The 24553-nt window shown below is 71.9% G+C and carries 23 protein-coding genes and 1 riboswitch; of the genes, 12 read left to right on the plus strand and 11 right to left on the minus strand.

What is annotated here, in order from left to right; translation table 11 throughout:
* Window positions 1–3: 3 nt before the first annotated feature.
* From amaP to ACZ7NC_RS33950, 5 genes are all read right to left on the minus strand, one after another.
* The gene (gene amaP, locus ACZ7NC_RS33930; protein ID WP_471493904.1) at window positions 4–591 is read right to left on the minus strand and encodes an alkaline shock response membrane anchor protein AmaP; all 588 of its coding nucleotides are present in this window, start codon (window positions 589–591) and stop codon (window positions 4–6) included.
* On the minus strand, window positions 588–1262 hold the full coding sequence (locus ACZ7NC_RS33935; RefSeq protein ID WP_471493906.1) for a DUF6286 domain-containing protein: 675 nt from the start codon (window positions 1260–1262) through the stop codon (window positions 588–590). The genes amaP and ACZ7NC_RS33935 overlap by 4 nt, the downstream gene beginning before the upstream one ends.
* Window positions 1259–1663, minus strand: a complete 405-nt coding sequence (locus ACZ7NC_RS33940; protein WP_471493908.1) for an Asp23/Gls24 family envelope stress response protein — start codon at window positions 1661–1663, stop codon at window positions 1259–1261. Before ACZ7NC_RS33940 ends, ACZ7NC_RS33935 begins: the two co-directional genes overlap by 4 nt.
* Window positions 1660–1845 (minus strand): hypothetical protein, encoded by a 186-nt coding sequence (locus ACZ7NC_RS33945; protein ID WP_062709653.1) that lies wholly within the window; start codon window positions 1843–1845, stop codon window positions 1660–1662. The genes ACZ7NC_RS33940 and ACZ7NC_RS33945 overlap by 4 nt, the downstream gene beginning before the upstream one ends.
* A 75-nt stretch (window positions 1846–1920) precedes the next feature.
* Window positions 1921–2397 carry an Asp23/Gls24 family envelope stress response protein gene (locus ACZ7NC_RS33950; protein ID WP_471493911.1) on the minus strand — a complete coding sequence of 159 codons (477 nt, stop codon included), beginning with the start codon at window positions 2395–2397 and terminating at the stop codon, window positions 1921–1923.
* A gap of 87 nt (window positions 2398–2484) precedes the next feature.
* On the opposite strand from ACZ7NC_RS33950, the gene ACZ7NC_RS33955 reads away from it, so the two are divergent.
* A complete protein-coding gene (locus ACZ7NC_RS33955; RefSeq protein ID WP_471493913.1) occupies window positions 2485–3207 on the plus strand; it encodes a nucleopolyhedrovirus P10 family protein in 723 nt (240 codons plus the stop codon).
* A gap of 30 nt (window positions 3208–3237) precedes the next feature.
* On the opposite strand, the gene ACZ7NC_RS33960 is transcribed toward ACZ7NC_RS33955, so the two are convergent.
* The 3 genes from ACZ7NC_RS33960 to ACZ7NC_RS33970 all read right to left on the minus strand — a co-directional run bounded on the left by ACZ7NC_RS33960 (window position 3238) and on the right by ACZ7NC_RS33970 (window position 6328).
* Window positions 3238–4041: an enoyl-CoA hydratase/isomerase family protein gene (locus ACZ7NC_RS33960; protein ID WP_471493916.1), complete on the minus strand. Its 804-nt coding sequence runs from the start codon at window positions 4039–4041 to the stop codon at window positions 3238–3240.
* A gap of 131 nt (window positions 4042–4172) precedes the next feature.
* On the minus strand, window positions 4173–4394 hold the full coding sequence (locus tag ACZ7NC_RS33965; RefSeq protein WP_010355597.1) for a helix-turn-helix domain-containing protein: 222 nt from the start codon (window positions 4392–4394) through the stop codon (window positions 4173–4175).
* A 335-nt stretch (window positions 4395–4729) separates the two neighbouring features.
* A complete protein-coding gene (locus tag ACZ7NC_RS33970) occupies window positions 4730–6328 on the minus strand; it encodes an ABC-F family ATP-binding cassette domain-containing protein (RefSeq protein ID WP_471493919.1) in 1599 nt (532 codons plus the stop codon).
* Between the two features lie 399 nt (window positions 6329–6727).
* Between ACZ7NC_RS33970 and ACZ7NC_RS33975 the strand changes: the two genes are divergently transcribed.
* Window positions 6728–7141, plus strand: a complete 414-nt coding sequence (locus ACZ7NC_RS33975; protein WP_471493921.1) for a VOC family protein — start codon at window positions 6728–6730, stop codon at window positions 7139–7141.
* A gap of 13 nt (window positions 7142–7154) precedes the next feature.
* Here the strand turns inward: ACZ7NC_RS33975 and ACZ7NC_RS33980 are convergent, their stop codons facing one another.
* The 3 genes from ACZ7NC_RS33980 to ACZ7NC_RS33990 form a co-directional block, all read right to left on the minus strand.
* Window positions 7155–8408, minus strand: coding sequence for a hypothetical protein (locus tag ACZ7NC_RS33980; protein ID WP_471493924.1), 1254 nt, complete (start codon window positions 8406–8408; stop codon window positions 7155–7157).
* Between the two features lie 330 nt (window positions 8409–8738).
* Window positions 8739–9866 (minus strand): alpha/beta hydrolase, encoded by a 1128-nt coding sequence (locus ACZ7NC_RS33985; protein WP_471493926.1) that lies wholly within the window; start codon window positions 9864–9866, stop codon window positions 8739–8741.
* Window positions 9867–10015: 149 nt separating this feature from the next.
* A complete protein-coding gene (locus tag ACZ7NC_RS33990) occupies window positions 10016–10756 on the minus strand; it encodes a class II aldolase/adducin family protein (protein ID WP_471493929.1) in 741 nt (246 codons plus the stop codon).
* Window positions 10757–10964: 208 nt separating this feature from the next.
* Between ACZ7NC_RS33990 and ACZ7NC_RS33995 the strand changes: the two genes are divergently transcribed.
* The 10 genes from ACZ7NC_RS33995 to cobI all read left to right on the plus strand — a co-directional run bounded on the left by ACZ7NC_RS33995 (window position 10965) and on the right by cobI (window position 24523).
* Window positions 10965–11729, plus strand: coding sequence for a lysozyme (locus tag ACZ7NC_RS33995; protein ID WP_471493931.1), 765 nt, complete (start codon window positions 10965–10967; stop codon window positions 11727–11729).
* Between the two features lie 153 nt (window positions 11730–11882).
* Window positions 11883–13124, plus strand: coding sequence for an inorganic phosphate transporter (locus ACZ7NC_RS34000; RefSeq protein ID WP_471493933.1), 1242 nt, complete (start codon window positions 11883–11885; stop codon window positions 13122–13124).
* Window positions 13125–13167: 43 nt separating this feature from the next.
* A complete protein-coding gene (locus tag ACZ7NC_RS34005) occupies window positions 13168–13389 on the plus strand; it encodes a hypothetical protein (RefSeq protein WP_426535514.1) in 222 nt (73 codons plus the stop codon).
* A 116-nt stretch (window positions 13390–13505) separates the two neighbouring features.
* A riboswitch (cobalamin riboswitch) is annotated at window positions 13506–13645 on the plus strand.
* Window positions 13646–13747: 102 nt separating this feature from the next.
* Window positions 13748–14692, plus strand: coding sequence for a cobalamin biosynthesis protein (locus ACZ7NC_RS34010; RefSeq protein ID WP_471493935.1), 945 nt, complete (start codon window positions 13748–13750; stop codon window positions 14690–14692).
* Window positions 14689–16200 (plus strand): cobyric acid synthase, encoded by a 1512-nt coding sequence (locus tag ACZ7NC_RS34015; protein WP_471493937.1) that lies wholly within the window; start codon window positions 14689–14691, stop codon window positions 16198–16200. The genes ACZ7NC_RS34010 and ACZ7NC_RS34015 overlap by 4 nt, the downstream gene beginning before the upstream one ends.
* Complete coding sequence (cobN, locus tag ACZ7NC_RS34020; protein ID WP_471493939.1) at window positions 16197–19853, plus strand: cobaltochelatase subunit CobN; 3657 nt, start codon at window positions 16197–16199, stop codon at window positions 19851–19853. Before ACZ7NC_RS34015 ends, cobN begins: the two co-directional genes overlap by 4 nt.
* The gene (locus ACZ7NC_RS34025) at window positions 19850–21844 is read left to right on the plus strand and encodes a putative cobaltochelatase (RefSeq protein WP_471493942.1); all 1995 of its coding nucleotides are present in this window, start codon (window positions 19850–19852) and stop codon (window positions 21842–21844) included. The genes cobN and ACZ7NC_RS34025 overlap by 4 nt, the downstream gene beginning before the upstream one ends.
* Entirely contained in the window at window positions 21844–22443 is a 600-nt protein-coding gene (cobO, locus tag ACZ7NC_RS34030) for a cob(I)yrinic acid a,c-diamide adenosyltransferase (RefSeq protein WP_471493945.1), read from the plus strand. The genes ACZ7NC_RS34025 and cobO overlap by 1 nt, the downstream gene beginning before the upstream one ends.
* Window positions 22440–23792: a cobyrinate a,c-diamide synthase gene (locus ACZ7NC_RS34035; RefSeq protein WP_471493949.1), complete on the plus strand. Its 1353-nt coding sequence runs from the start codon at window positions 22440–22442 to the stop codon at window positions 23790–23792. Before cobO ends, ACZ7NC_RS34035 begins: the two co-directional genes overlap by 4 nt.
* The gene (gene cobI / locus ACZ7NC_RS34040; protein WP_471493951.1) at window positions 23777–24523 is read left to right on the plus strand and encodes a precorrin-2 C(20)-methyltransferase; all 747 of its coding nucleotides are present in this window, start codon (window positions 23777–23779) and stop codon (window positions 24521–24523) included. The genes ACZ7NC_RS34035 and cobI overlap by 16 nt, the downstream gene beginning before the upstream one ends.
* The last annotated feature ends 30 nt before the right edge of the window (window positions 24524–24553 follow it).

The raw sequence follows: 24553 nt of genomic DNA on the forward strand, positions 1-24553 counted from the left end.
GGGTCAACTGACCCTCTCGGCACCGTGCTTGACGCCCCTCAGCCGGACCTCGGCCGGCAGTGCCGCGAGGCCCGCCGAATTGCGGGCGTGGGCGAGGGCCTCGGTGGTGAGGTCGGACAATGCCGTTCCGGGGTCCACGTGGGGCGCCAGGAGGAGCCGTACCCGGGCCTCGGGGGCGCTGCGCCTGCCTGTGAGGTGGGCGCGGGCGCGCTGGACGCCCTCCTGCTGCACGGCCTCGTTCGCCAGTACGCCCTCCAGGGCCCGGCCCCGCAGCAGTGCGCCCTCGCCGTCTCCGGTGTCCACCAGGACCTCGGCCAGGCGGCGTCGGCGGAGGTTCGCGGTCAGCCACCACAGGGCGAGCAGGACCAGGACGGCCAGCACCGCGATGACCGTGGGCCACCACCAGCCGTCGTCCCGCCAGTGCGTTCGCTCGGCGTCGCTGAGCAGGACGTCGTGGCGGTCGTCGTGGATCCACCAGGAGGGGGCCGGGGCACCCAGACCCACGGCGAGCACCGAGCCGCCGATGACGAGCAGGACCAGTCCGACGAGCCCGACCAGCACCCGGTTGACCACCCTGAGCACGGCCCTCACCCCTTCCGTCCGAGTCGTCGTACCCGCACCGACAGCGCGGGCGGGCGGGACAGCCCCAGGCCCCTGATCGCGTCGGCGAGCGTGGCGTCCAGGTCGGCGCGTACGTCGTCCAGGTCGCGGAAGTGGGAGACGGCGCGGACGTCGGCCCGGGTCCGTTTCATCCGCACCCGCACCGACTGGACGCCGGAGATCTCCATCGCCCGGTCGCGCAGCACCAGTGCGGCCAGGTCGCGGTGGAGCCCGGCGCGTACGTCGGCGTGGGTGCGCCGCATCGGCAGCAGCCGCCGCAGGCCGGGAGTGATGGCCAGGACGAGCAGCCAGAGTCCGAGGACGGCGGCGACGCCCGCGCCGACCAGCACCCAGATGTCGTCGAGGGGGCGCTCGGCGAGTTGCCGCGCCAGTTCCCGGCGCCAGCGCATCCCGGGCCGGCCTGCGCGCACGGCGGCGATGTCGTACAGGAAGACGCCCGCGACGAACAGGAGCACAAGCGCCGTGATCGTGGCCGGGATCCGGCGTGCGGACCAGAAGCGGCCCTCGCGGCCGCCCTCGCCGTCGACCGCGGTCGGGGGCTCGTCGGCCGACGCCGACTGGTCGAGGGGGTCCGGGCCGGTCTCCTTCTCGATGACCGGCAGTCGTTGTGTGGTGCCCTCGGGACCCTGGGACTCGCTCATCGCGTCCTCCCCTGTGCCGCGCCCTGTCCGGCCGGGTGCAGCCGCTCCACGTGCACGGCGACCTCCGGCACCTCCATGCCCACCAACGCGCCTACCCGCTCCACGACATGCCGACGCACGGCCGCGCAGCGGGAGCCGATGTCGCAGGGGTACTCGAGTTCGACATGGATACGGACCCGGGCGGCGTCGACGGTGGTCCCCGCCGCGGCCTGCGGGCGCACCACGACATGGGCGTACGGCCGGGCGGCGTCCTTGGGCAGCTTGCCCACCGCCTCGCGCGCCGCCTGTGAGGCGATCTTCGTGACGACCCGGTCGGCGATCCGGGTGGCCCCGCGCTCAACCGGCGGGACGACCGTCGGCGCCGTGCCGGGTTCCGCGGCCTCGGCGCTCACCGATGTCACCGCCGCCGTTCGTCACGACGCCGGAAGAAGTCACCGAGCTCGTACTCCCCTTCCAGGAACCGCCCGACGACGAAACCGACGGCGCCCAGTGCCGCCACCAGCAGGAAGGCGCCGAATCCGCCGAAGTATCCGGCGAAACCCAATGCCATGCCGGCGATCATGCCGACCACGGCCATGCTCATGGTGCGCTCCTCAGCTCCTCAGCCGCTCCTTGGCCAGCCGCTCCTTGGCCGCTGCGTTGTCCGGTCGCCGGCGCCTCACTGGATCCGGCGCTCCGGTTCCTCTTCCTCTTCCTCCGGAAGCTTCACGTCGCTCACGGCGATGTTGACCTCGACGACTTCGAGGCCTGCCATCCGCTCGACAGCGGTGATCACGTTCTCGCGCACGTCCCGGGCCACGTCGGCGATCGACACGCCGTACTCGACGACGATCTCCAGGTCGAGCGCGGCCTGTACCTCGCCGACCTCGGCCTTCACTCCCCGGGTCACGGACTTCGTCCCGCCCGGCACCCTGTCGCGCACCGCGCCGAAGGTCCGCGACAGTCCGCTGCCCATCGCGTGCACACCGTCCACATCGCGTGCGGCCATCCCGGCGATCTTCTCCACGACGCCGTCCGCGATGGTCGTCCGGCCCCGGGCGCCGGGGTCTCCCCCACCGCGCCTGGTCCCCTGAGTCTTGCGTGTCGTGAGGGCGTCACCCTCCGTCCCCCGGTTCTGCTGCGTCGTCTCGGTCATGGCCGTCCGTCCTTTTCGGTCGTCGTCCTTTGACCACCGTAAGCATGGTTGTGCGATACCGCGCCACGGATGCGGCAGGCTGGAGGAATGACGACGGCGGATCGGTGGACACAGGCAGTTCGACATCAGCTGGGGCTCGGCAGACTGCTGCCCCTGGGGGGCGCGCGCGACGGCGCGTGGATCACTGAGAGTGCGGCCGAGGCGGTGCTGCGGCGCGCGGCCGAGGACATGCGCGGCGTACGGCTGGACGAGCTGCGGATCGCCCTCACCGACCCGGAGGACGCTCAGGAGGCCGCCGTGCCGGCCCCGCCGAGCGCCCTGCTGCCGGGCCCGCTGCGGGTGACGGCCGATTTCGCGGCGACGGCGGCCGAGCAGTTGCCGACGACGGCGGACCGGCTGCGCGGACTGCTGGCCGCCGCGGCGGCCGACCGCCTCGGCCTGACGGTGACCGAGGTGGACCTACGGGTGACGGCCCTGCTCGACGAGGACACCGAACCGGCTTCCGTACGGCAGCCCGACCCGGCGCGTGCCGCGGAGCCCGGGGGCCCCGACGAGGAGCGCGTCGCCGCCGCGGCTCTGGCGGTCCCGGGGGTGACCCGACTGACGGGCGCCCTGGGCGGGTTGGGCCGTGCGGTGCACATCGAGGAACGGCAGGACGAGGCCGCCCTTCCGCGTCGGCACGTGCGTGTGGAGATCGCGGTGAGCGCGGACCGCCGGGCCGTGGAAGTGGCCCGGGAGGTCCGCGAGTGGGTAGGAGAGGCGCTGGCGGATCGCCCGACGGTGGCGGTACTGGTGACGGCCGTCGGCTGATCGGCACATGCTCACGGGATCAGCGCATGCTCATTCGCCGAGGCCGGCCAGGTCCCGCAGCCGTCGGGCCTGTGCGGCCCGCTCGGCACCGCGCTGCTCGTCGTACGTGCGGTCCACGGCACCACGAATCAGCGCCTTGGTCTCGATGACCGCGTCGCGCGGCGCGGCCACGATCGCGCCCGCCAGGTCCCGTACGGCGTCGTCGAGCTGGTCGGCGGGCACCGCGAGGTTGGCGAGGCCGCTGCTCACGGCCTCCTCGGCCAGCACGAAGCGCCCCGTCACACAGATCTCCAGCGCACGGCCGTATCCGACGAGCCCGACCAGCGGGTGCGTACCCGTGAGATCGGGCACCAGCCCGAGGCTGGTCTCGCGCATGGCGAACTGCACGTCGTCGGCGACGACGCGCACGTCACAGGCGAGCGCGAGCTGGAAGCCCGCCCCGATGGCATGCCCCTGCACGGCGGCGATCGACACGATGTCGTTGCGCCGCCACCAGGTGAAGCCCTCCTGGAACTCGCCGATGGCAGCGTCGAGTTCGCCGTCGCTGCTGCGCGCGAGATCGATGAACGAGGGCTCGCCCTCGATCCCCTCGGGCGTGAACATCTGCCGGTCGAGTCCGGCGGAGAAGGACTTGCCCTCTCCGCGCAGCACGACGACCCGCACGTTGCCCGGCAGAACCTGCCCGGCCTCGGCGAGCGTCCGCCACATGGCGGGGCTCTGCGCATTGCGCTTGACCGGGTTGTTCAGCGTCACCGTGGCGATAGCACCGTCGACGGTGAGCCGTACGCCGTTCTTGTCGAGCAGGGGAGCGAGGTCCTGGTCGGGCGAAGCCATGGAGCGCCTCCGATGAGTGCGGTCATCACGGAATGCCCGGAGGGCATCCACTAAGTGACTGCACAGTAACCACCCGGCCAGTCAGCCGACCGACCGGGTGGCCACCATCGAAGCCGATGGGCCGCCCGGGCTCAGGACGTTGCGGCCTTCTTGCCCCGCGTCGCCCCGCCACGCCCACGGAGCGTGACGCCCGATTCGCTGAGCATCCGGTGTACGAAGCCATACGAGCGACCGGTTTCCTCGGCCAGCGCCCGAATGCTCGCACCGGAGTCGTACTTCTTCTTCAGGTCTGCCGCGAGCTTGTCGCGCGCGGCGCCGGTCACCCGGCTGCCCTTCTTCAGAGTCTCGGCCACCCGTGCCTCCTCATGGGAAGTGCGCTCTGGTCTCCTCATGATCACCCCTCCGGGCCTTCATGGCCACCCATTCGGCAAGGTCCGTGAGACATGGTTTTGACGACAGGAGCACATCCCCACATGCGGAATCTCAAATTCCGGGGCGTGGCGTCCGTACGGCCGAACGGGTTCTTCCGCGAAGTACCAGGTCAGCGTCACAGCGCGGCCGAGCCCTTGTCGATAAAGGACTCGGCCGCGAATTCGATGTAGCACACACCTCGGTACGAGGAGATCTCACACAGATGATGGATCACGGATAGGCCGAATGATCCATAGCCTGTTGATCACGCATTCGATCAAGCGAGGGCGACGAGATCCGCGTAATCGGCGCCCCACAGGTCCTCGACGCCGTCCGGCAGCAGAATGATCCGCTCCGGCTGGAGCGCCTCGACGGCACCCTCGTCGTGGGTGACGAGGACGACGGCGCCCTTGTAGGTGCGCAGCGCGCCGAGGATCTCCTCGCGGCTGGCGGGGTCGAGGTTGTTCGTCGGCTCGTCGAGCAGCAGCACGTTGGCCGAGGAGACGACCAGGGTGGCGAGGGCGAGGCGGGTCTTCTCGCCGCCGGAGAGGACGCCGGCGGGCTTGTCGACGTCGTCGCCGGAGAACAGGAACGAGCCGAGCACCTTGCGGACCTCGACGAGGTCCATGTCCGGGGCGGCGGAGCGCATGTTCTCCAGGACGGTGCGGTCGGCGTCCAGGGTCTCGTGCTCCTGGGCGTAGTAGCCGATCTTGAGGCCGTGGCCGGGGATGACGGCGCCGGTGTCGGGCTGCTCGGCGCCCGCCAGCAGGCGGAGCAGGGTCGTCTTGCCGGCACCGTTCAGCCCGAGGATGACCACCCTCGACCCCTTGTCGATGGCCAGGTCGACGTCGGTGAAGATCTCCAGCGAGCCGTACGACTTCGACAGGCCCTCGGCCGTCAGCGGGGTCTTGCCGCAGGGCGCGGGCTCCGGGAAGCGGAGCTTGGCGACCTTGTCGGAGACGCGGACCGCGTCGAGGCCGGCGAGCAGCCGGTCGGCCCGCTTCGCCATGTTCTGCGCGGCGACGGTCTTGGTGGCCTTCGCCCGCATCTTGTCCGCCTGCGAGTGCAGCGCGGCGGCCTTCTTCTCGGCGTTCTGCCGCTCGCGCTTGCGGCGCTTCTCGTCGGCCTCGCGCTGCTGCTGGTAGAGCTTCCATCCCATGTTGTAGACGTCGATCTGGGCCCGGTTGGCGTCCAGGTAGAACACCTTGTTGACGACCGTCTCGACCAGGTCGACGTCGTGGGAGATCACGATGAAGCCGCCGCGGTACGTCTTCAGGTAGTCGCGCAGCCAGACGATCGAGTCGGCGTCGAGGTGGTTGGTCGGCTCGTCGAGCAGCAGCGTGTCGGCGTCCGAGAACAGGATGCGGGCGAGCTCGATACGGCGGCGCTGACCGCCGGAGAGGGTGTGCAGCGGCTGGCCGAGCACCCGGTCGGGCAGGTTGAGCGCGGCGGCGATGGTGGCGGCCTCGGCCTCGGCGGCGTACCCGCCCTTGGTGAGGAACTCCGTCTCCTGGCGCTCGTACTGCCTCAGCGCCTTCTCGCGGGTGGCGCCCTGGCCGTTGGCGATGCGCTGCTCGTTCTCGCGCATCTTGCGGATCAGTACGTCCAGGCCGCGCGCGGACAGGACGCGGTCGCGGGCGAGGACGTCGAGGTCGCCGGTGCGGGGGTCCTGCGGGAGGTAGCCGACCTCGCCGGAGCGGGTGATGTTGCCCGCGGCGGGGATGCCCTCGCCGGCGAGGCACTTGGTGAGGGTGGTCTTGCCGGCGCCGTTGCGGCCGACCAGGCCGATGCGGTCGCCCTTGGCGACGCGGAAGGTCGCGGACTCGATGAGGACGCGCGCACCGGCGCGCAGCTCGATACCGGAGGCGGAGATCACGGACAGACTCCAGGGCGGGGATAGGTGGCGGGATGGGCGGCTGAGGACGTTCCCGCCGTCTAATGCGCGAGGAGAATGGCCATGAGGCCAGTCTAACGGGGGCGTGCAAGCACTTTTTCTGGGATCGGGTGTTCGGGCCGGCGCTCGCCGTCTTCCTCGCGGCTGTCATGGCCGCGCGGTCCGGGGTGCCGGGTGATCCGCCCCAGGTCGTCGACGGCGATGAGCTGGGCCGTCCACGCCGCGTGCGGGCACGGCTGGGCGATGAGGAGCACCTTGCCGTGATGTACGGCACGTTCGGACGCGAAGCGCGAGGAGCCGGGCCGTTGTCAGTGGGCGCTGTAAGACTGAGACGCGCAGGGGCTGTCGACCAAGGTGATTGATCACAGAGGGGTGATCGGCATGGCGGACACGAGTGGTGGGCGTCCGAGCATCTACCCGACGCTGCGGTACGCGGACGCGAAGGCGGCGATCAGGCAGCTCACGGAGGCCTTCGGGTTCACGGAGCTGGCGGTGTACGAGGGCGAGGACGGCTCGGTGGCCCACGCCGAGCTGGTGCAGGGCAACGGCGCGGTGATGCTGGGCTCGAAGGGCACCGGCACTGTCTTCGACAAGGCGATGACGGGCGAGGGCCCGACCGGGGTGTACGTCGTCGTGGAAGACGTCGACGCACACCACCGACGGGCCGTGGAGCACGGCGCGCAGATCCTGATGCCCCCGACGGACCAGGACTACGGCTCACGGGACTACATGGCCCGGGACCTGGAGGGCAATGTGTGGAGCTTCGGCACCTACGCCCCCGAGTTCAAGGGCTGAGCGCCGGCCGGGCTCAGCTTCCCCCGGTGTGCACCTGGAAGGCGGCGCGGCGTACGGCCTTGGCGAGGGCGGGGTCTGGGTGGGCGGCGGCGAGCGCGACGAGGACCTGCACGGTGCGGGGGTGACCGACGGCGCGCACCTCGTCGAGGAGCGCGGGGACGGTGGGCTGGAGCGCGGACTCCAGGTGCCGTACGAGCATCGGGGCCTCGCCGTGGTCGGCGACGGCGGCGGCGGTGTCGACCCACAGCCAGGTGGCCTCTTCGCGGGTGAGCACCTCGTGGGCGTCCTCGGGATCGATGCCGTCGTGCTCGGCGAGCCACAGCAGGGCGTAAGGCCGCAGGGTCGGCTCGTCGACGACGGCGCGTACGTCGGGCTCGGCGGGGGCGCCCACGACGCGCAGCGCCTCGAAGGCGAGGCCGCGCAGAAGGGCGTCGTCGCCGCGGGCGGCGCCCAGGAGTTCGGTGACGGCACTGCCGACGGGGCGGGCGGCGAGCCAGGCGCGGTATTCGTCGCGGGCGGCGTTCGGGCGGAGCTGGGCGCAGCCGCGGAGCATGTCCTCGGCCGCCTGCTCGATGTTCCCGGCGGGGCTCTGCGCGGCGACACAGATCTGCTCCAGCTTGACCCACACCGCCCAGCTGCCGAGCGGGGTGAGGGTGGCCTGTCCGTCGCCGTAGGTGAGGGCGCCGACGGAGGCGAGGGCGTGCAGGGCCCAGTCGAGGAGCGGGGCGAGGGACGCATCCTCGACGGCCGCGGGGGCGGCGACCGGGGCGGCCTGCGGCCCGTAGGGGATCTCGCATCTCTCGGTGCGCAGTTCGGTGACCCGCTGCTCCAGCAGGTCCAGGAGCTGCTCGACGGGGACGGGCCCGGCGGACAGCTGGAGGAAGGAGAGCACCTGCGGCAGGGCCGAGACAACGTCTGCCACGGCACCGTGGCCGTGCTGCTCGGGTTCCGGGTGGGCGAGCGACCAGGCGTCGAAGAGGGCGACCCAGCCGCGCAGCACGGCGCTGTCGTCGCGGTCCCAGGCGCGCAGCCGCCAGCCGGGCCGGGCGCTGTCGCCGTGCACCTCGACGAGACCGGCGAGCCGCGCGGTGTCCCAGTCGGCGCGCACCTGAGCCACGGTCAGGCCCAGGTCGTTCGCCGCCCGTTCGGCGGTCGCGTCGGAGAGGGTGCCCTTGCCGTCGGAGTGTGCGCCGTCGCGACCGGGGCCCAGCGCAGCGTCGGCCCAGTGGGCGACGCGGGCCGCGGCGGCCAGACCGGAGCGAGCCATTCTGGCCAGCTCGGACCGGGCCGGTGTGCCCTCCGGGGGGCGGGGCGCGGGGCGGCGGGGGCGCCGCTGGTTCACAGCTCTGGGGGCGGCGGCCAGGGGTCGCGGGCGGACGAGTCGAAGCCTGGAGTCGCGCGGGATACGGGACGTCACGGGTGCAGTCTTCCGGTTGACGGTCCGAAAACCCAAACGGAATGTCACGAGGGGCGACGGGGAAGGCCAACGCACGGGGTCCTGCGGGCGGCCGGGGACCGATAACAGGCCAGTGGTACGGGCTTAAACGGAATCTGCGGGACCGGTGCGGGAAGGGGTGCCGGCCGGCGGGCCCGTGGGTCACATGAGGGGGGTCATGAAGCGGCGCAGGGATTCCTCGTACGACTCGGGGTCGGCGTTCCACATGGCCGCGTGGGGGGCGCGGTCGACCGTCTGCAGGGACACCAGGTGGGGGTGGGTGTCGGCGAGGCGGCGGGAGAGGGTCCAGGGGGCCACCCTGTCGTCGGGGCCGTGGAAGATCAGGGTCGGCACCGTGAGGCGCTCGAAGGCGTCGGGGTCCGGGGCGCGGTCGGCGTTCAGGCCGGTGCGGCCCTGTGCCGCGCGGACGGCCAGCGGCAGGAGCGCGCTGGGTGTGTGGCGGGCGGTGGCGAGGGCGCGCAGGGTGGCCTCCCAGCTGAGGACCGGGGAGTCCAGGACGAGGCCGGAGACCCGCTCACGCAGCCCCGAGTGCGTCGCGGCACGCAGCGCCATCGTCGCGCCGGTGGACCAGCCGAGCAGGACGAGTTGCTTGGCGCCGTACCGCACGGCGTAGCGCATCGCCGCGTCCAGGTCGCGCCACTCGGTCTCGCCGAGGTGGCTCAGGCCGTCCGGCGGGCGGGGTGCGCCGAGATCACCGCGGTAGGCGAGGGCGAGGACCGGGAAGTGGCGGCCGCTGAGGAACCCCATGACGTTCATGGCCTGCTCGCGGGTCGCGCCGAGGCCGTGCACCGCGATGACCCAGGTCTCCCGCGCACCGGGTACGAACCAGGCGGGCAGGGCGCCGAGTTCGCCGGGGATGTCGATGTCGGCGTGGTCGAGGCCGAGGGCGGCGCTGGGGTTGCCGACGTACACGTTCGGGGTGAGCCAGACGCTGTCGCCGGGCTGGAAGGTGCCGTGGGTGACGCGTTCCAGGCGGCGTACGACGGTGTCGGCGGAGTGTTTCGCCGCGGCGAGAACGGGGCCGACGACCGCGTGCGAGGCGTCGCCGGAGAGGCCGTAGGTGCCGGGGCGGAGGCTGGCGAGGTGGCGGGTGAGCGCGATCTGGCCGGCGGCCGTGGCATGCACGGTGAGCCGGGGTTCGGTGGGCAGGGGCCTGCCCGGGGGCGCTGTCAGCGCGGCCCCACTGGCGAACCGCCCGGCGGCGACGCTCGCAGCGCCGGCGGCCAGAGCCACGGTGACGGCAGCGGCCGTCGCTTTGACTGAGCGCACGAGTCCAGTGTCCGGGCGGACGGGGGCGGCGGCCAGTGGGAGGGCGAGTCGGAGTGAGACGGGGTGTGTGCCACTGCTGAAGGATGCGGACCGGCGTCGGTCAGCGACCGCGACCGCAGGCACCCGCGTCCCACCTCACCTCCCCTCCCTCAGCCCCGCTGCCCGTACCCCCGCAGCCGCTCCGCCACCTCCCCCACCTGCCCCTCCGACAGCAGCGAAGGCGCAAGCCCCGGAACCGATGCCGCCGTCAGCCAGACGCGGCACATCCACTCCAGCTGGGCCGTGCGGTCGTAGGCCTGGTCCAGGGTCGTGCCGTAGGCGATCGTGCCGTGGTTCTGGAGGAGGCAGGCGGTGCGGTCGGTGAGGGCTCGGAGCATGTTCTCGGCCAACTCCTGGGTGCCGTACGTCGCATATGGGGCAACCCGGACCGACCCTCCGAGGGCCGCGGCCATGTAGTGGATCAGCGGGAGCTCGGGAACCAGAGTCGAGACCGCCGTCGCGTGGACCGCGTGCGTGTGGACGATCGCCTCGGCGTCCGTGGCACGGTAGATCGCCAGATGCATCGGCAGCTCACTCGTCGGCACGAGCGCCCCCAGGACATGCTCACCGTCCAGGCCGACCCCTGTCACATCGTCCGGAGTCAGCCGGTCGTACGGCACTCCCGACGGCGTGACCAGCACCGTGTCCCCGACCCGCACCGAGACGTTGCCGGACGTGCCGACGACCAGCCCCTCGGTCACCGTGCGCCGCGCCGTCGCCACGAGCGCCTCCCAGGCCTCCGCCTCCTCGGGCCGCGCGTTCCTGCCCCACGACTCCCCCACTTCCTGTGAGCCCTCCCGCGCATCCCGCAGATCCCGTGCGCCCCGCCGATCCCGCCGCTCCTCAGCCATGCCCGCGATCCTGCCAGCCGCGCCCCGCACACGGCGTCAACTCGTAGCCGGGGCCGCGCACTTTAGGGCGGAAGGCCGAGCTCGGGAAGGGCGCATCCATGGGCATATCGCCCTCACCCCACCCTTGGCCGGAGATCGATCGACATTCAACGATCTTCCACTACTCTCTGCCTGATTTGTCGTGCACGTCGCCATTCCGGGGGGAAATATGGCCCGTGATCGCAAACCGTCCCGTCACCGCTCCCAGCGTTCCCACCGCTCCCGCCTCATAGCGATATCCGTGGCCGCCCTCACCCTCGGCGGCACCGCCCTCGTCGAGATCCCGGCCGCCGCGGCGAGCAAGCCCAAGGGGCATGACGTCTCCTCCCACCAGAAGAACGTCAACTGGCAGAGCTCGAAGACCAAGGGCGCCAAGTTCGTCTACATCAAGGCGACCGAGTCCCACACGTACCGCAACCCCTACTTCGGCCGGCAGTACTCCGGCTCCCGCACCGCCGGCCTGATCCGCGGCGCCTACCACTTCGCGCTGCCGGACAAGTCGTCGGGCAGGGCCCAGGCCTCGTTCTTCGTGCGCAACGGCAGTGACTGGCGGGCGGACGGCTGGACCCTGCCGCCCGCCCTCGACATCGAGTACAACCCGTACAGCAGGCACAAGTGCTACGGGCTGAGCAAGGCGAAGATGGTCAGCTGGATCCAGTCCTTCAGCAGCGAGGTGAAGCGGCTGACCGGCCGCCGCCCGGTGATCTACACGACCACCCACTGGTGGAACAACTGCACCGGCGCCAGCCACGCCTTCGCCTCGAACCACGCCCTGTGGATAGCGCGCTACGACTCCTCGACCGCGGGCTCGATGCCGGCCGGATGGCAGTTCTGGACCTTCTGGCAGTACGACAACGGCGGCAGCCTGCCGGGTGACCAAAATCTCTTCAACGGCTCCATGACCCAGCTGAGGAAGTTCGCTCGGGGCTACTAGCCCGGCGGCGCCTGGGCCGCGCGGCGACCGGAGAGCCGAAGGTCTCCTCTTCCGGCGCTCCCGGACACCATGCGGCCCACCCCAGTTCATCTCTCGTTCATCCAGGTTACTTACGTTCGTCCGGCCAATGACCTCGAACGATTGCCTGGGTAAATGGAAAACTTCTCGCTGATCCTCGCGATTGTGGTGGTGACCGCACTCGCGTTCGATTTCACGAACGGTTTTCACGACACCGCCAACGCGATGGCCACGACCATCTCGACCGGTGCGCTCAAGCCCAAGGTCGCGGTGGCCATGTCCGCCGTGCTGAACCTTGTCGGCGCCTTCCTCTCCGTGGAGGTCGCCAACACGATCTCCAAAGGTCTCGTCGACGAGACCGGTATACGTCCCGAGGTCATATTCGCCGCGTTGGTCGGAGCGATCCTCTGGAACCTGCTGACCTGGCTCGTGGGCCTGCCGTCCAGCTCCTCGCACGCCCTGATGGGCGGTCTGATCGGCGCCACCATCGCCTCGGCCGGCGTCGGCGCCGTCCACGGCGACGCGCTCGTCACCAAGGTGCTGATCCCGGCGATCGCCGCCCCGCTGGTCGCGGGCATCGCCGCGCTGCTGGCCACCCGTCTGACCTACTCCCTCGGCAGGAAGGCCGACGGCAAGGCCGCCGCCAAGGGCTACCGGAGCGGGCAGATCGCCTCCGCCGGCCTGGTCTCCCTCGCTCACGGCACCAACGACGCGCAGAAGACCATGGGCATCATCACCCTCGCCCTGGTCGCCGGCGGCGCCGTCGCCCCCGACTCCGACCCGCCCCTGTGGGTCATCCTCTCCGCGGGCCTGGCCATCGCGCTCGGCACCTACCTCGGCGGCTGGCGCATCATCCGCACCATGGGCAAGGGCCTGACCGACCTTCAGCCGCAGCAGGGCTTCGCCGCCCAGACCAGCGCGGCCACGGTCATCCTGGCCTCCTCCCACCTCGGCTTCTCCCTGTCCACCACGCACTCCGTCTCCGGTTCGGTGATGGGTGCCGGCCTCGGCCGCAAGGGCGGCGTCGTCCGCTGGTCGACGGCCACCCGGATGTTCGTCGCCTGGGGCCTGACCCTCCCGGCCGCCGCCCTGGTCGGCGCGCTCGCGGAGTACGTCACGGGCTTCGGCGCCTGGGGCACTGCCGTGGTCGCCGTCTTCCTGGTCGCCTCCAGCGCCGCGATCTGGAAGCTCTCCCGCCGCGAGGTCGTCGACCACACGAACGTCAACGAGGCGAGCGGCACGGACGAGTCGCCCGGCGTGGTCACCACCGCCATGGCCGCCGTGACCCCGCCCCCGGCGGGCCCGGCGCCCGAGGACCTGACGGCCACCATCCCGGCCCCGTCCACCGAGCCGGCGCCCTCGCAGGCCGGCGTCTGACGACCCCACCCAGTTACTCGGCTACCCCCAAGAAAGAAGAAGCATGAAGATCGACTGGGCGGCCCTCGGCTCCGTCTTCGGCGTCAGCCTCGTGGTCACGGTGGCCCTGGTGGGCCTGTTCACCCTCGGCATCGCGGGCCTGTCCCGCCAGGAGAAGGCCTCGGCCCAGGGCGGCTCGGCCGCTCTCGCGGTCACCGGTGCCTACACGTGCTTCGCGGCGTGCGCCGCGGCGGTGGCGTACGGCATCTATCTGATCGTGGCCTGACGCACAGCGCGCATCACCTGAAACACCCCAGGTGCGGGACGGACGACCGTCCCGCACCTCGCTGCTGTGTGGGCCTTCGCACACTCTCCCGTCGCAGGTCAACGGCAAGTTGACGGCCCTTCCAACCCCGTGGTGGACTGCCGGGGCCAAGTACGGCGGCAGAAGAGGAAGCCGGTGTGAATCCGGCGCGGTCCCGCCACTGTCACCGGGGTAGAAAGCCCCGGGAGCCAGGAACTCTCACCGCCGGTCTCGTCGAACCAGGGCGTGGACACCCTGAGTGAGGACATGACGCGATGCTCGCCTGCCGATCGACACGCAGTATTAGACCCACGTGTGACCCCGCGGTCGGCTGACCCCGATGCGAGCCGATCGCGTCTTCGCGTACGGCGCCGCCGCCGGACTTCTCGGTGATCTGCTGCTCGGCGATCCGCGCCGGGGGCATCCGGTCGCCGCGTTCGGGCGGGCCGCCGCCGCCGTGGAAAGAGTGCTGTGGCGCGACAACCGCACCCGGGGCGCGGTGCACACCGCCGTGTGCGCCGGTGGCGCCGTCGTCGCCGGAGCGCTCGCCGCGCGTGTCGTACGTACCTCTCCCGCCGCCTCCGTCGCGCTGACCGGCGCCGCCACCTGGGCGGTCGTCGGGGGGACTTCGCTGGCCCGGGAGGCCCGGTTCATCGGGCGTGCCCTGGAAGCGGGGGATGTCGACGGGGCGCGGGCGCGGCTGCCGCATCTGTGCGGGCGGGATCCGCAGGCGCTGGACGCGGACGGGATCGCGCGGGCGGTCGTGGAGTCCGTCGCCGAGAACACCTCCGACGCGGTGGTGGGGGCTCTGGTGTGGGGGGCCGTCGGCGGGGTTCCCGGCCTGCTCGGCTTCCGGGCCGTGAACACGCTCGACGCCATGGTGGGGCACAAGTCGGCCAAGTACCGCCGCTACGGATGGGCTTCGGCCCGGCTCGACGACCTGGTCGGCTGGCCCGGGGCACGGCTGACCGCCGTACTCGCCGCCGTCGCCGGGGGCGACCCCCGCGGGGCGCTACGGGCCTGGCGTGCCGACGCCGCCAAGCACCCGAGCCCCAACGCCGGGCCCGTCGAGGCCTCGTTCGCGGGGGCGCTCGGCGTTCGGCTCGGCGGCACCCTGTCGTACGGCGGGCGGGTCGAGCATCGGCCGGTGCTCAACGGGGAGACCGGCCGGGCCGTTCGGGCCACGGACATCGAGCGTGCCGTGCGTCTCTCGCAGCGTGTGAGCTGGCTCGCGCTCGGTGTGTGCGCCGGCGCGCGGCTCCTCAGGAAAGGGCGTACGTCATGACGGGCGGTGGACTTCTCGTCGCCGGCACCACCTCCGACGCCGGCAAGAGCGTCGTCACCGCCGGGATCTGCCGTTGGCTGGTGCGGCAGGGGGTGAAGGTGGCGCCGTTCAAGGCGCAGAACATGTCCCTCAACTCGTTCGTCACCAAAGAGGGTGCCGAGATCGGGCGTGCTCAGGCCATGCAGGCCCAGGCCTGTCGCGTCGAGCCGACCGCGCTGATGAATCCCGTGCTGCTCAAGCCCGGTGGTGAGCAGAGCAGTCAGGTCGTGCTGCTGGGCAAGCCGGTGGGCGAGCTGAGCGCACGCGGGTACCACGGCGGGCGGCAGCGGCAGTTGCTCGGGACCGTACTGGACTGTCTCGCCGAGTTGCGGGGCACGTATGACGCGGTGATCTGTGAGGGGGCCGGTTCTCCGGCGGAGATCAATCTGCGCCGGACCGACATCGTCAACATGGGCATCGCCCGCAATGCCGGGCTCCCGGTCCTCGTCGTCGGTGACATCGACCGCGGTGGTGTCTTCGCCTCCTTCTTCGGCACCGTCGCGCTGCTGTCCCGGGAGGACCAGGAACTCGTCGCCGGGTTCCTGGTGAACAAGTTCCGAGGGGACGTCAGCCTCCTGGAGCCCGGCCTCGACATGCTGCACGGGCTCACCGGGCGGCACACCTACGGCGTCCTCCCCTTCCGGCACGGCCTCGGCATCGACGAGGAGGACGGGCTTCGGGTCTCCCTGCGCGGGACGGTCCGGGAGTCGAACGTCGCCCCGCCCGTCGGGGAGGACGTGCTGCGGGTCGCCGTATGCGCGATTCCCCTGATGTCCAACTTCACCGACGTGGACGCGCTCGCCGCCGAACCCGGCGCCGTCGTGCGGTTCGTGGACCGGCCGGAGGAACTGGCCGACGCGGATCTGGTGGTGATCCCCGGCACCCGGGGGACCGTCCGCGCCCTGGAGTGGCTGCGGGAGCGGGGGCTGGCCGAGGCCCTGGTCCGCAGGTCCGCCGAGCAGCGGCCGATCCTCGGCGTCTGCGGCGGCTTCCAGCTCCTCGGCGAGCACATCGAGGACGACGTCGAGAGCCGGCGCGGGCATGTCGAAGGCCTGGGAGTACTGCCCGTCCGGGTGCGGTTCGCCCGGGAGAAGACCCTGACCCGGCCCGTCGGCGAGGCCCTCGGGGAGCCGGTCGAGGGATACGAGATCCACCACGGGGTCGCCGAGATCACGGGGGGCGAGCCCTTCCTGGACGGCTGCCGGGTCGGTCAGACCTGGGGCACGCACTGGCACGGCTCGCTGGAGTCGGACGGTTTCCGGCGGGCCTTCCTGCGCGAGGTGGCGGCCGCCGCGGGCCGCCGGTTCGTGCCGGCGCCGGACACCTCGTTCGCCGCGCTGCGCGAGGAGCAGCTCGACCGGCTCGGCGATCTGATCGAACAGCACGCGGACACCGACGCGCTCCGGCGGCTCATCGAGTCGGGCGCGCCGCAAGGACTGCCTTTCATTCCACCGGGAGCGCCCGCATGAGCACTGTGTTGTTGTTGTCGACCGCCGACACGGATCTGCTGGCGGCCCGCGCCGCCTCCGGTGCCGACTACCGGATCGGCAACCCGACCCGCGTGGACGTCGAGGCCGAGCTGCCCGCGCTGCTCGACGGCGCGGACATCGCCGTCGTACGACTGCTCGGCGGCAAGCGGGCCTGGGAGGACGGGCTGGCGAAGCTGAAGGCGTCCGGTGTCCCGACCGTCCTGCTGGGCGGAGAGGCCGTTCCCGACGCCGAGCTGATGGCCGAGTCGTCCGTTCCGGCCGGTGTGGTGGCCGAGGCGCTGAAGTACCTCGTCGAGGGCGGGCCCGCCAACCTCACCGAGCTCGCGCGGTTCCTCTCCGACACCGTGCTGCTGACGGGCGAGGGGTTCGAGGAGCCGCAGAAGATGCCGGAGCACGGCGTCCATGGCTCGCGTACGCGGGAGAGCGGCCGTCCGACCGTCGGTGTGCTCTTCTACCGGGCCCATGAGCTCAGCGGCAACACCGCCTTCGTGGACACCCTGTGCGACGCCATCGAGGCGCACGGCGCCAACGCCCTTCCCGTGTACTGCGGTTCGCTGCGCGGCGCGGACGCCGAGCTGTACGAGATCCTCGGCCACGCCGACGCCCTGGTCGCCACGGTCCTCGCGGCGGGCGGCACGCACGCCTCGCAGGCGTCGGCGGGCGGCGACGAGGAGGCGTGGGACATCGGCCGGCTCGCCGAGCTCAACGTGCCGGTGCTGCAAGGTCTGTGCCTCACTTCCTCGCGGGCCGTCTGGGACGAGTCCGACGCCGCCCTGTCCCCCATGGACGCGGCGATGCAGGTCGCGATCCCGGAGTTCGACGGCCGCCTGATCACCGTCCCGTTCTCCTTCAAGGAGCAGGGCCCCGACGATGTGCCCGTGTACGTGGCCGACCCGGAGCGGGCCGGGCGCGTCGCCGGGATCGCCGTACGGCACGCACGGCTGAAGCACAAGGCGAACGCGGACAAGAAGCTCGCGCTCGTCTTCACCGCCTACCCGACCAAGCACTCCCGCGTCGGCAACGCGGTCGGCCTCGACACGCCCGCTTCGGCGGTGCGGGTCCTGGACTCGCTGAAGCAGGCCGGGTACGGGGTGAGCGAATACCCCGACAACGGCGACGAGTTGATCCACCGCCTCATCGAGGCCGGCGGGCACGACGTCGAGTGGCTGACCGAGGACCAGCTGGCGTCGGCTCCCGCGCGCGTGCCGCTGGCCGACTACCGGGCGTGGTTCGACAAGCTCGACCCGGAGCTGAGGGACGCGATGACCGAGGCGTGGGGCGAGCCGCCGGGCTCGCTGTACGTCGACGGGGACGACATCGTGCTCGCCTCCCTCCAGTTCGGGAACGTCGTCGTGATGATCCAGCCGCCGCGCGGCTTCGGTGAGAACCCGATCGCGATCTACCACGACCCGGACATGCCGCCGTCGCACCACTACATGGCGGCGTACCGGTGGCTGGAGAACTCCTTCGGTGCCGACGCGATCGTGCACATGGGCAAGCACGGCACGATGGAGTGGCTGCCGGGCAAGGGGCTGGGGCTCAGCGGAGGGTGCGCCCCGGACGCCGTGCTCGGGGAACTGCCGCTGATCTACCCGTTCATCGTCAACGACCCCGGCGAGGGCACCCAGGCCAAGCGGCGCGGCCACGCCACCGTCGTCGACCACCTCGTGCCGCCGATGGCCCGCGCCGACACCTACGGCGACCTGGCCAAGCTGGAGCAGCTGCTCGACGAGTACGCGCTCGTCTCCGACCTGGACCCGACGAAGGCGCCGGCCGTGCGCGCGCAGATCTGGACGCTGGTGAAGGCGGCCGAGCTGCACCACGACCTCCATGTCGACGAGCAGCCGGACGACGGCGACTTCGACGAGTTCGTCATGCACATCGACGGCTATCTGTGCGAGATCAAGGACGTGCAGATCCGCGACGGGCTCCACATCCTGGGCGGCGGTCCGGTCGGTGAGCCGAGGGTGAACCTGGTGCTCGCCGTGCTGCGCGCCTCGCAGGTGTGGGGCGGGCAGGCGAACGCGCTGCCGGGGCTGCGGGCGGCGCTGGCCGAGCACTTCGGCCTGGTCGAGAAGGAGCTGCTCGCCGAGCCGGGCGCGCCGGTGAAGGTTCCGGTCGAGCTGAGCGACCTCGTCGAGGGCCCGTCCCGTTCGGCCGCCGACGCCATCGACCTGCTGGAGCAGCTGTGCCGGCGGATCGCGGAGGGGATGGAGGAGCGCGACTGGGCGGTCGCGGAGAGCCGCTCGCTCGTCGGTGAAGTCCTCGGCACCGAAGTCCCCGACGCGGTCGCCGTGCTGGAGTTCGCCTGCGCCGAGGTCGTGCCCCGTCTCGCCCGCACCACCGACGAGATCGGTCACATCCTCAAGGCGCTCGACGGCGGGTACGTCCCGGCGGGCCCGTCCGGTTCGCCGACGCGCGGACTGGTGAACGTCCTGCCGACCGGCCGGAACTTCTACTCCGTCGACCCCAAGGCCATCCCGTCCAGGCTGAGCTGGGAGGTCGGGCAGTCGCTCGCCGACTCGCTGGTGCAGCGGTATCTGCAGGACACGGGTGAGTACCCGAAGTCCGTCGGCCTCACGGTGTGGGGTACGTCCGCGATGCGCACCCAGGGCGACGACATCGCGGAGATCCTCGCGCTCCTTGGCTGCCGTCCGGTGTGGGACGACGCCTCGCGCCGGGTGACCGGTTTCGAGGTCATCGGCCTGGCGGAGCTGGGCCGCCCGCGCATCGACGTCACCGTCCGCATCTCCGGCTTCTTCCGGGACGCGTTCCCGCACGTCGTCGGCCTGATCGACGACGCCGTCCGCAAGGTCGCCGAGTTGGACGAGCCCGCCGAGCGGAACTTCGTGAAGGCGCACGCGGACGAGGACACCGCCGAGCACGGTGACCGGCGGCGCGCGACGGCCCGGGTCTTCGGCTCCAAGCCGGGCGCGTACGGCGCAGGCCTGCTGCCCCTGATCGACGCCCGCAACTGGCGCTCGGACGCCGACCTCGCCGAGGTGTACGCCGTCTGGGGCGGCTACGCCTACGGGCGTGGGCTCGACGGGCGGGCGGCGCGCGGGGACATGGAGACCGCGTTCAAGCGGATCGCGGTCGCCGCTAAGAACGTCGACACCCGCGAGCACGACCTCGTCGACGCCGACGACTACTTCCAGTACCACGGCGGCATGGTCGCCATGGTGCGGCATCTGACGGGCACCAACCCCGAGGCGTACGTGGGCGACAGCGCCACCCCCGACCAGGTGAAGACCCGCACGCTGGGCGAGGAGACACACCGCGTCTTCCGTGCCCGTGTGGTCAACCCGCGCTGGATGGCGGCGATGCGCCGGCACGGCTACAAGGGCGCCTTCGAGATGGCGGCGACCGTGGACTACCTGTTCGGGTACGACGCGACGGCCGGGGTCGTGGACGACTGGATGTACGAGAAGCTGAGCGCCGAGTACGTCTTCGACCCCGAGAACCGGGACTTCATGAAGAAGTCCAACCCGTGGGCGCTGCGCGGCATCACCGAGCGGCTCCTGGAGGCCGCCGACCGCGGGCTGTGGGCCGAGCCGGACGCCGACACGCTGGAGCGGCTGCGCGCCACGTACCTGGAGCTGGAAGGCGACTTGGAGGGCGACGAGAAGTGACAACCCCCTTCCCTTTTACGGCCGTTGTCGGCCAGGACGATCTGCGGCTCGCGCTGCTGCTGAACGCCGTGTCACCGGCGGTCGGCGGTGTGCTGGTGCGCGGCGAGAAGGGCACGGCCAAGTCGACGGCGGTGCGGGCGCTCTCGGCGCTGATGCCCGAGGTGCCGGTGGTCCCCGGGTGCCGTTTCTCCTGCGACCCGGGCGCCCCCGACCCCGCGTGCCCCGATGGACCGCACGATGAGGCGGGCACGGGCACGCACCGGCCCGCCCGCATGGTCGAGCTGCCCGTCGGCGCCTCCGAGGACCGGCTGGTCGGCGCGCTGGACATCGAGCGCGCGCTCGCCGAGGGCGTCAAGGCCTTCGAGCCGGGGCTGCTCGCCGACGCCCACCGCGGGATCCTGTACGTCGACGAGGTCAACCTGCTCCACGACCACCTGGTCGACCTGCTGCTTGACGCGGCGGCGATGGGTGCGTCGTATGTCGAACGCGAGGGTGTGTCGGTCCGGCACGCCGCCCGTTTCCTCCTCGTCGGCACCATGAACCCCGAAGAGGGCGAGCTGCGGCCGCAGTTGCTCGACCGGTTCGGGCTGACCGTCGAGGTCGCGGCCTCGCGGGAGCCGGACCAGCGGGTGGAGGTCGTGCGGCGGCGGCTCGCGTACGACGACGATCCGGCCGGGTTCGCGGCGCGTTGGGCGGACGAGGAGAGTGCCGTACGGCAACGGATCGTCGCGGCGCGGGAGTTGCTGTCGTCGGTGCGGCTGGGCGACGGGGCGCTGCGGCAGATCGCGGCGACCTGTGCCGCGTTCGAGGTGGACGGCATGCGGGCCGACATCGTGATGGCGCGCACGGCGACCGCGCTGGCGGCGTGGGCCGGGCGAACCGATGTGCTCGCGGAGGACGTGCGGCAGGCCGCGCTCCTCGCGCTGCCGCACCGGCGACGCCGTAATCCCTTTGACGCGCCGGGACTTGACGAGGACAAGCTCGACGAGACGCTGGAGGAGTTCAGCGGCGCGGGCGACGAGGATCCCGACCCGGACGGGCCCGGCGGGGGTGGCGGGCAGCCGCCGTCGTCCGACGGGGCGCAGGCCGACGGGGGTTCCGGTGCGCAGCCGGAGACGGGGGACGGCGGCGAGCCGCAGGCGTCCGGTGCCGGTTCCGGCGAGCAGTCCGCCGCACGGGCTTCCGAGCCCTTCCGCACCAAAGTGCTCAGCGTGCCCGGGCTCGGGGACGGCGCTGCCGGACGGCGGTCCCGTGCGCGGACCGAGCACGGGCGGACGACCGGTGCCCGCCGGCCCCAAGGGGCCCTGACCAAGCTGCACCTGGCGGCCACCGTGCAGGCGGCCGCCCCGCATCAGCGGGCGCGGGGGCGGACGGGACGCGGGCTCGTCGTCCGGCGTGACGATCTGCGGCAGGCGACGCGGGAGGGGCGCGAGGGGAATCTCGTGCTGTTCGTCGTCGACGCCTCGGGGTCGATGGCGGCCCGGCAGCGGATGAGCGCGGTGAAGGGAGCCGTGCTGTCGCTGCTCCTCGACGCGTATCAGCGGCGGGACAAGGTGGGCCTTGTGACGTTCCGCGGGTCGGCGGCGGAGGTCGCCCTGCCGCCCACGTCGTCGGTGGACGCCGCGGCCGCCCGGCTGGAGACCTTGCCGACCGGTGGGCGTACTCCGCTCGCGGCCGGGCTGCTGCGGGCGCACGAGGTGCTGCGGGTGGAGCGGCTGCGGGATCCCGCTCGGCGGGCGCTGGTCGTCGTGGTGACGGACGGGCGGGCCACCGGTGGGCCCGAGCCGGTCGCGCTCGCGGGGCGGGCGGCCCGGCTGTTCGCCGCGGACGGCGTCGCCTCCGTCGTCGTCGACTGTGAGTCCGGGCCGGTGCGGCTGGGGCTCGCGGGGCAGCTCGCGGGTGAACTGGAGGGCACGGCGGTGACGTTGGACGAGTTGCGGGCCGACTCGATCGCCGGACTGGTGAAGGACGTACAGAGGAGGGCCGCGTAATGCCTCAGGGACAGCCGAGTGTGGTGCCGGAGGATGGACTGACGACTCGTCAGCGTCGCAACCGGCCGTTGGTGGTGGTGCACACGGGCATCGGCAAGGGGAAGTCGACCGCCGCTTTCGGGCTTGCCCTGCGGGCCTGGAATCAGGGGTGGCCCATCGGTGTGTTCCAGTTCGTCAAGTCGGCGAAGTGGAAGGTCGGCGAGGAGAACGCGCTGCGCGTGCTGGGGGCGTCCGGAGAGGGCGGGTCGGTCGACTGGCACAAGATGGGTGAGGGCTGGTCCTGGGTGCAGCGCGATGCCCAGATGGACAACGAGGAGAAGGCCCGGGAGGGCTGGGAGCAGGTCAAGCGGGACCTCGCCGCCGAGACGTACAAGCTGTATGTGCTCGATGAGTTCGCCTACCCGATGCACTGGGGGTGGGTGGACACGGATGAGGTTCTTGACGTGCTCAGGAATCGGCCCGGGACCCAGCACGTGGTCATCACCGGGCGCAACGCGCCCGAGAGGCTGGTCGACTTCGCCGATCTCGTGACCGACATGTCGAAGGTCAAGCACCCGATGGACGTGGGCCAGAAGGGCCAGAGAGGCATCGAGTGGTGACTGCTTCCGTCCCTCGGCTGGTCATCGCCGCGCCGGCTTCCGGCAGCGGCAAGACCACCGTCGCCACGGGGTTGATGGCCGCGTTCGCCGCGCGGGGGCTTGCCGTGTCTCCGCACAAGGTGGGGCCGGACTACATCGATCCCGGGTATCACGCGCTCGCGAGCGGGCGGGTGGGGCGGAATCTCGACGCGTATCTGTGCGGGCCGGAGTTGGTCGGTCCGTTGTTCCTGCATGGGGCGCGCGGGTGTGATGTCGCTGTCGTCGAAGGCGTCATGGGGCTGTACGACGGAGCCGCGGGGGAGGGTGAGCTGGCGTCCACCGCGCAGGTCGCCAAGCTGCTGCGGGCGCCGGTCGTGCTCGTCGTCGACGCGTCGTCGCAGTCGCGGTCCGTCGCGGCGCTGGTGCACGGTTTCGCGTCCTGGGATCCGCAGGTGCGGGTCGGGGGCGTGATCCTGAACAAGGTCGCGTCGGATCGGCACGAGGAGTTGCTGCGGGAGGCGCTGGAGTCGGCCGGGGTGCCCGTGCTGGGGGTGCTGCGACGGGTGGTTCAGGTGGACACGCCCTCGCGGCATCTGGGGTTGGTGCCGGTCGCCGAGCGGCGGGCTCAGGCCGTGGACGCGGTGGCGGCGATGGCGGCGCAGGTCGAGGCGGGGTGCGATCTGGAGGCGTTGCTGGCACTGGCGCGCAGTGCGGGTGCGTTGTCGTGCGAGCCATGGGAAGCAGCACCTCTCCCCACAACGGAGAAGCGTGCGGTGGTCGCCGTCGCCGGTGGCCCCGCGTTCACGTTCTCCTACGCCGAGCACGCCGAGCTGCTCGCCGCCGCCGGTGCCGAAGTCGTGCCCTTCGATCCTCTGCGGGACGAGCAACTCCCCGACGGCACAAGCGGGTTGGTCATCGGTGGCGGGTTCCCCGAGGTGTATGCCGCCGAGCTGTCCGCCAACGAGCCGCTGCGGAAGGCCGTCACCGCCCTCGCGGAGAGCGGCGCTCCGGTCGCCGCCGAGTGTGCGGGGCTGCTCTATCTCTGCCGTGAGCTGGACGGGCGGCCGATGTGCGGGGTGCTCGACGCCACCGCGCAGATGTCCGAGCGGCTCACCCTCGGCTACCGGGACGCGGTCGCCGTCAGTGACAGCTCCCTCGCCGCCGCGGGCACGCGGATGCGGGGGCACGAGTTTCATCGCACCGTCGTCGAGCCTGGCTCGGGGACGGCGCCCGCCTGGGGAGTCAGGGCCCCTCGGCGGCGGGTCGAAGGTTTCGTACAGCAGGGCGTGCACGCGAGTTATCTGCACACGCACTGGGCCGCGCAGCCCGGTGTCGCCCGTCGGTTCGTGGAGAGGTGCCGGACGTCATGAGCAGCAGCAGGTTGATCGGAGTCGGGGTCGGTCCCGGCGATCCGGAGCTGGTGACCGTCAAGGGCGTCAACGCTCTGCGGGCCGCCGATGTCGTCGTCGTACCGGTCATGGACAGCGGGGAGCGCGGGCGGGCCGAGGCGACCGTGCTGCACTACGTGCCCGAGGAGAAGGTCGTGCGCGTCGTGTTCGCGCTCAATGAGCGCACCGACCGGGCCCGGCGCGAGGCCGCCTGGGACGCGGCGGGTGAGCGGGTCGCCCGGCTGCTGGACGCGCACGGTGTCGTCGCCTTCGCCACCATCGGTGACCCCAACGTCTATTCCACCTTCACCTATCTCGCCCAGACCATCGGCGAGCTGGCGCCCGGCACCGTCGTCGAGACCGTGCCCGGCATCACCGCCATGCAGGACCTCGCCGCCCGTTCCGGCGCGGTGCTCACCGAGGGGACCGAGCCGCTCACGCTCGTGCCCGTCACCGCCGGATCGGCCGTGCTCAAGGACGCGCTCGCCGGGCCCGGCACCGTCGTCGCCTACAAGTTCGGGCGGCAGGCGGCCGAGGTCGCCGAGGCGTTGCGGGAGACCGGGCGGATCGGCGGCGCGGTGTGGGGGTCGGCGCTGGGGCTGGCGGAGGAGTCCATCCGGCCGGCCGCCGAGCTCGACGACGCCCCGCTCCCCTATCTGTCGACGCTCATCGCACCGGCCCGGCGTGACGGCGGCCGGGGCGGCAAGCTCTGACGCCCGTCCCACCGCCACCGAATCCCCGCG

It is taken from the genome of Streptomyces sp. NPDC111802 (assembly GCF_055634335.1).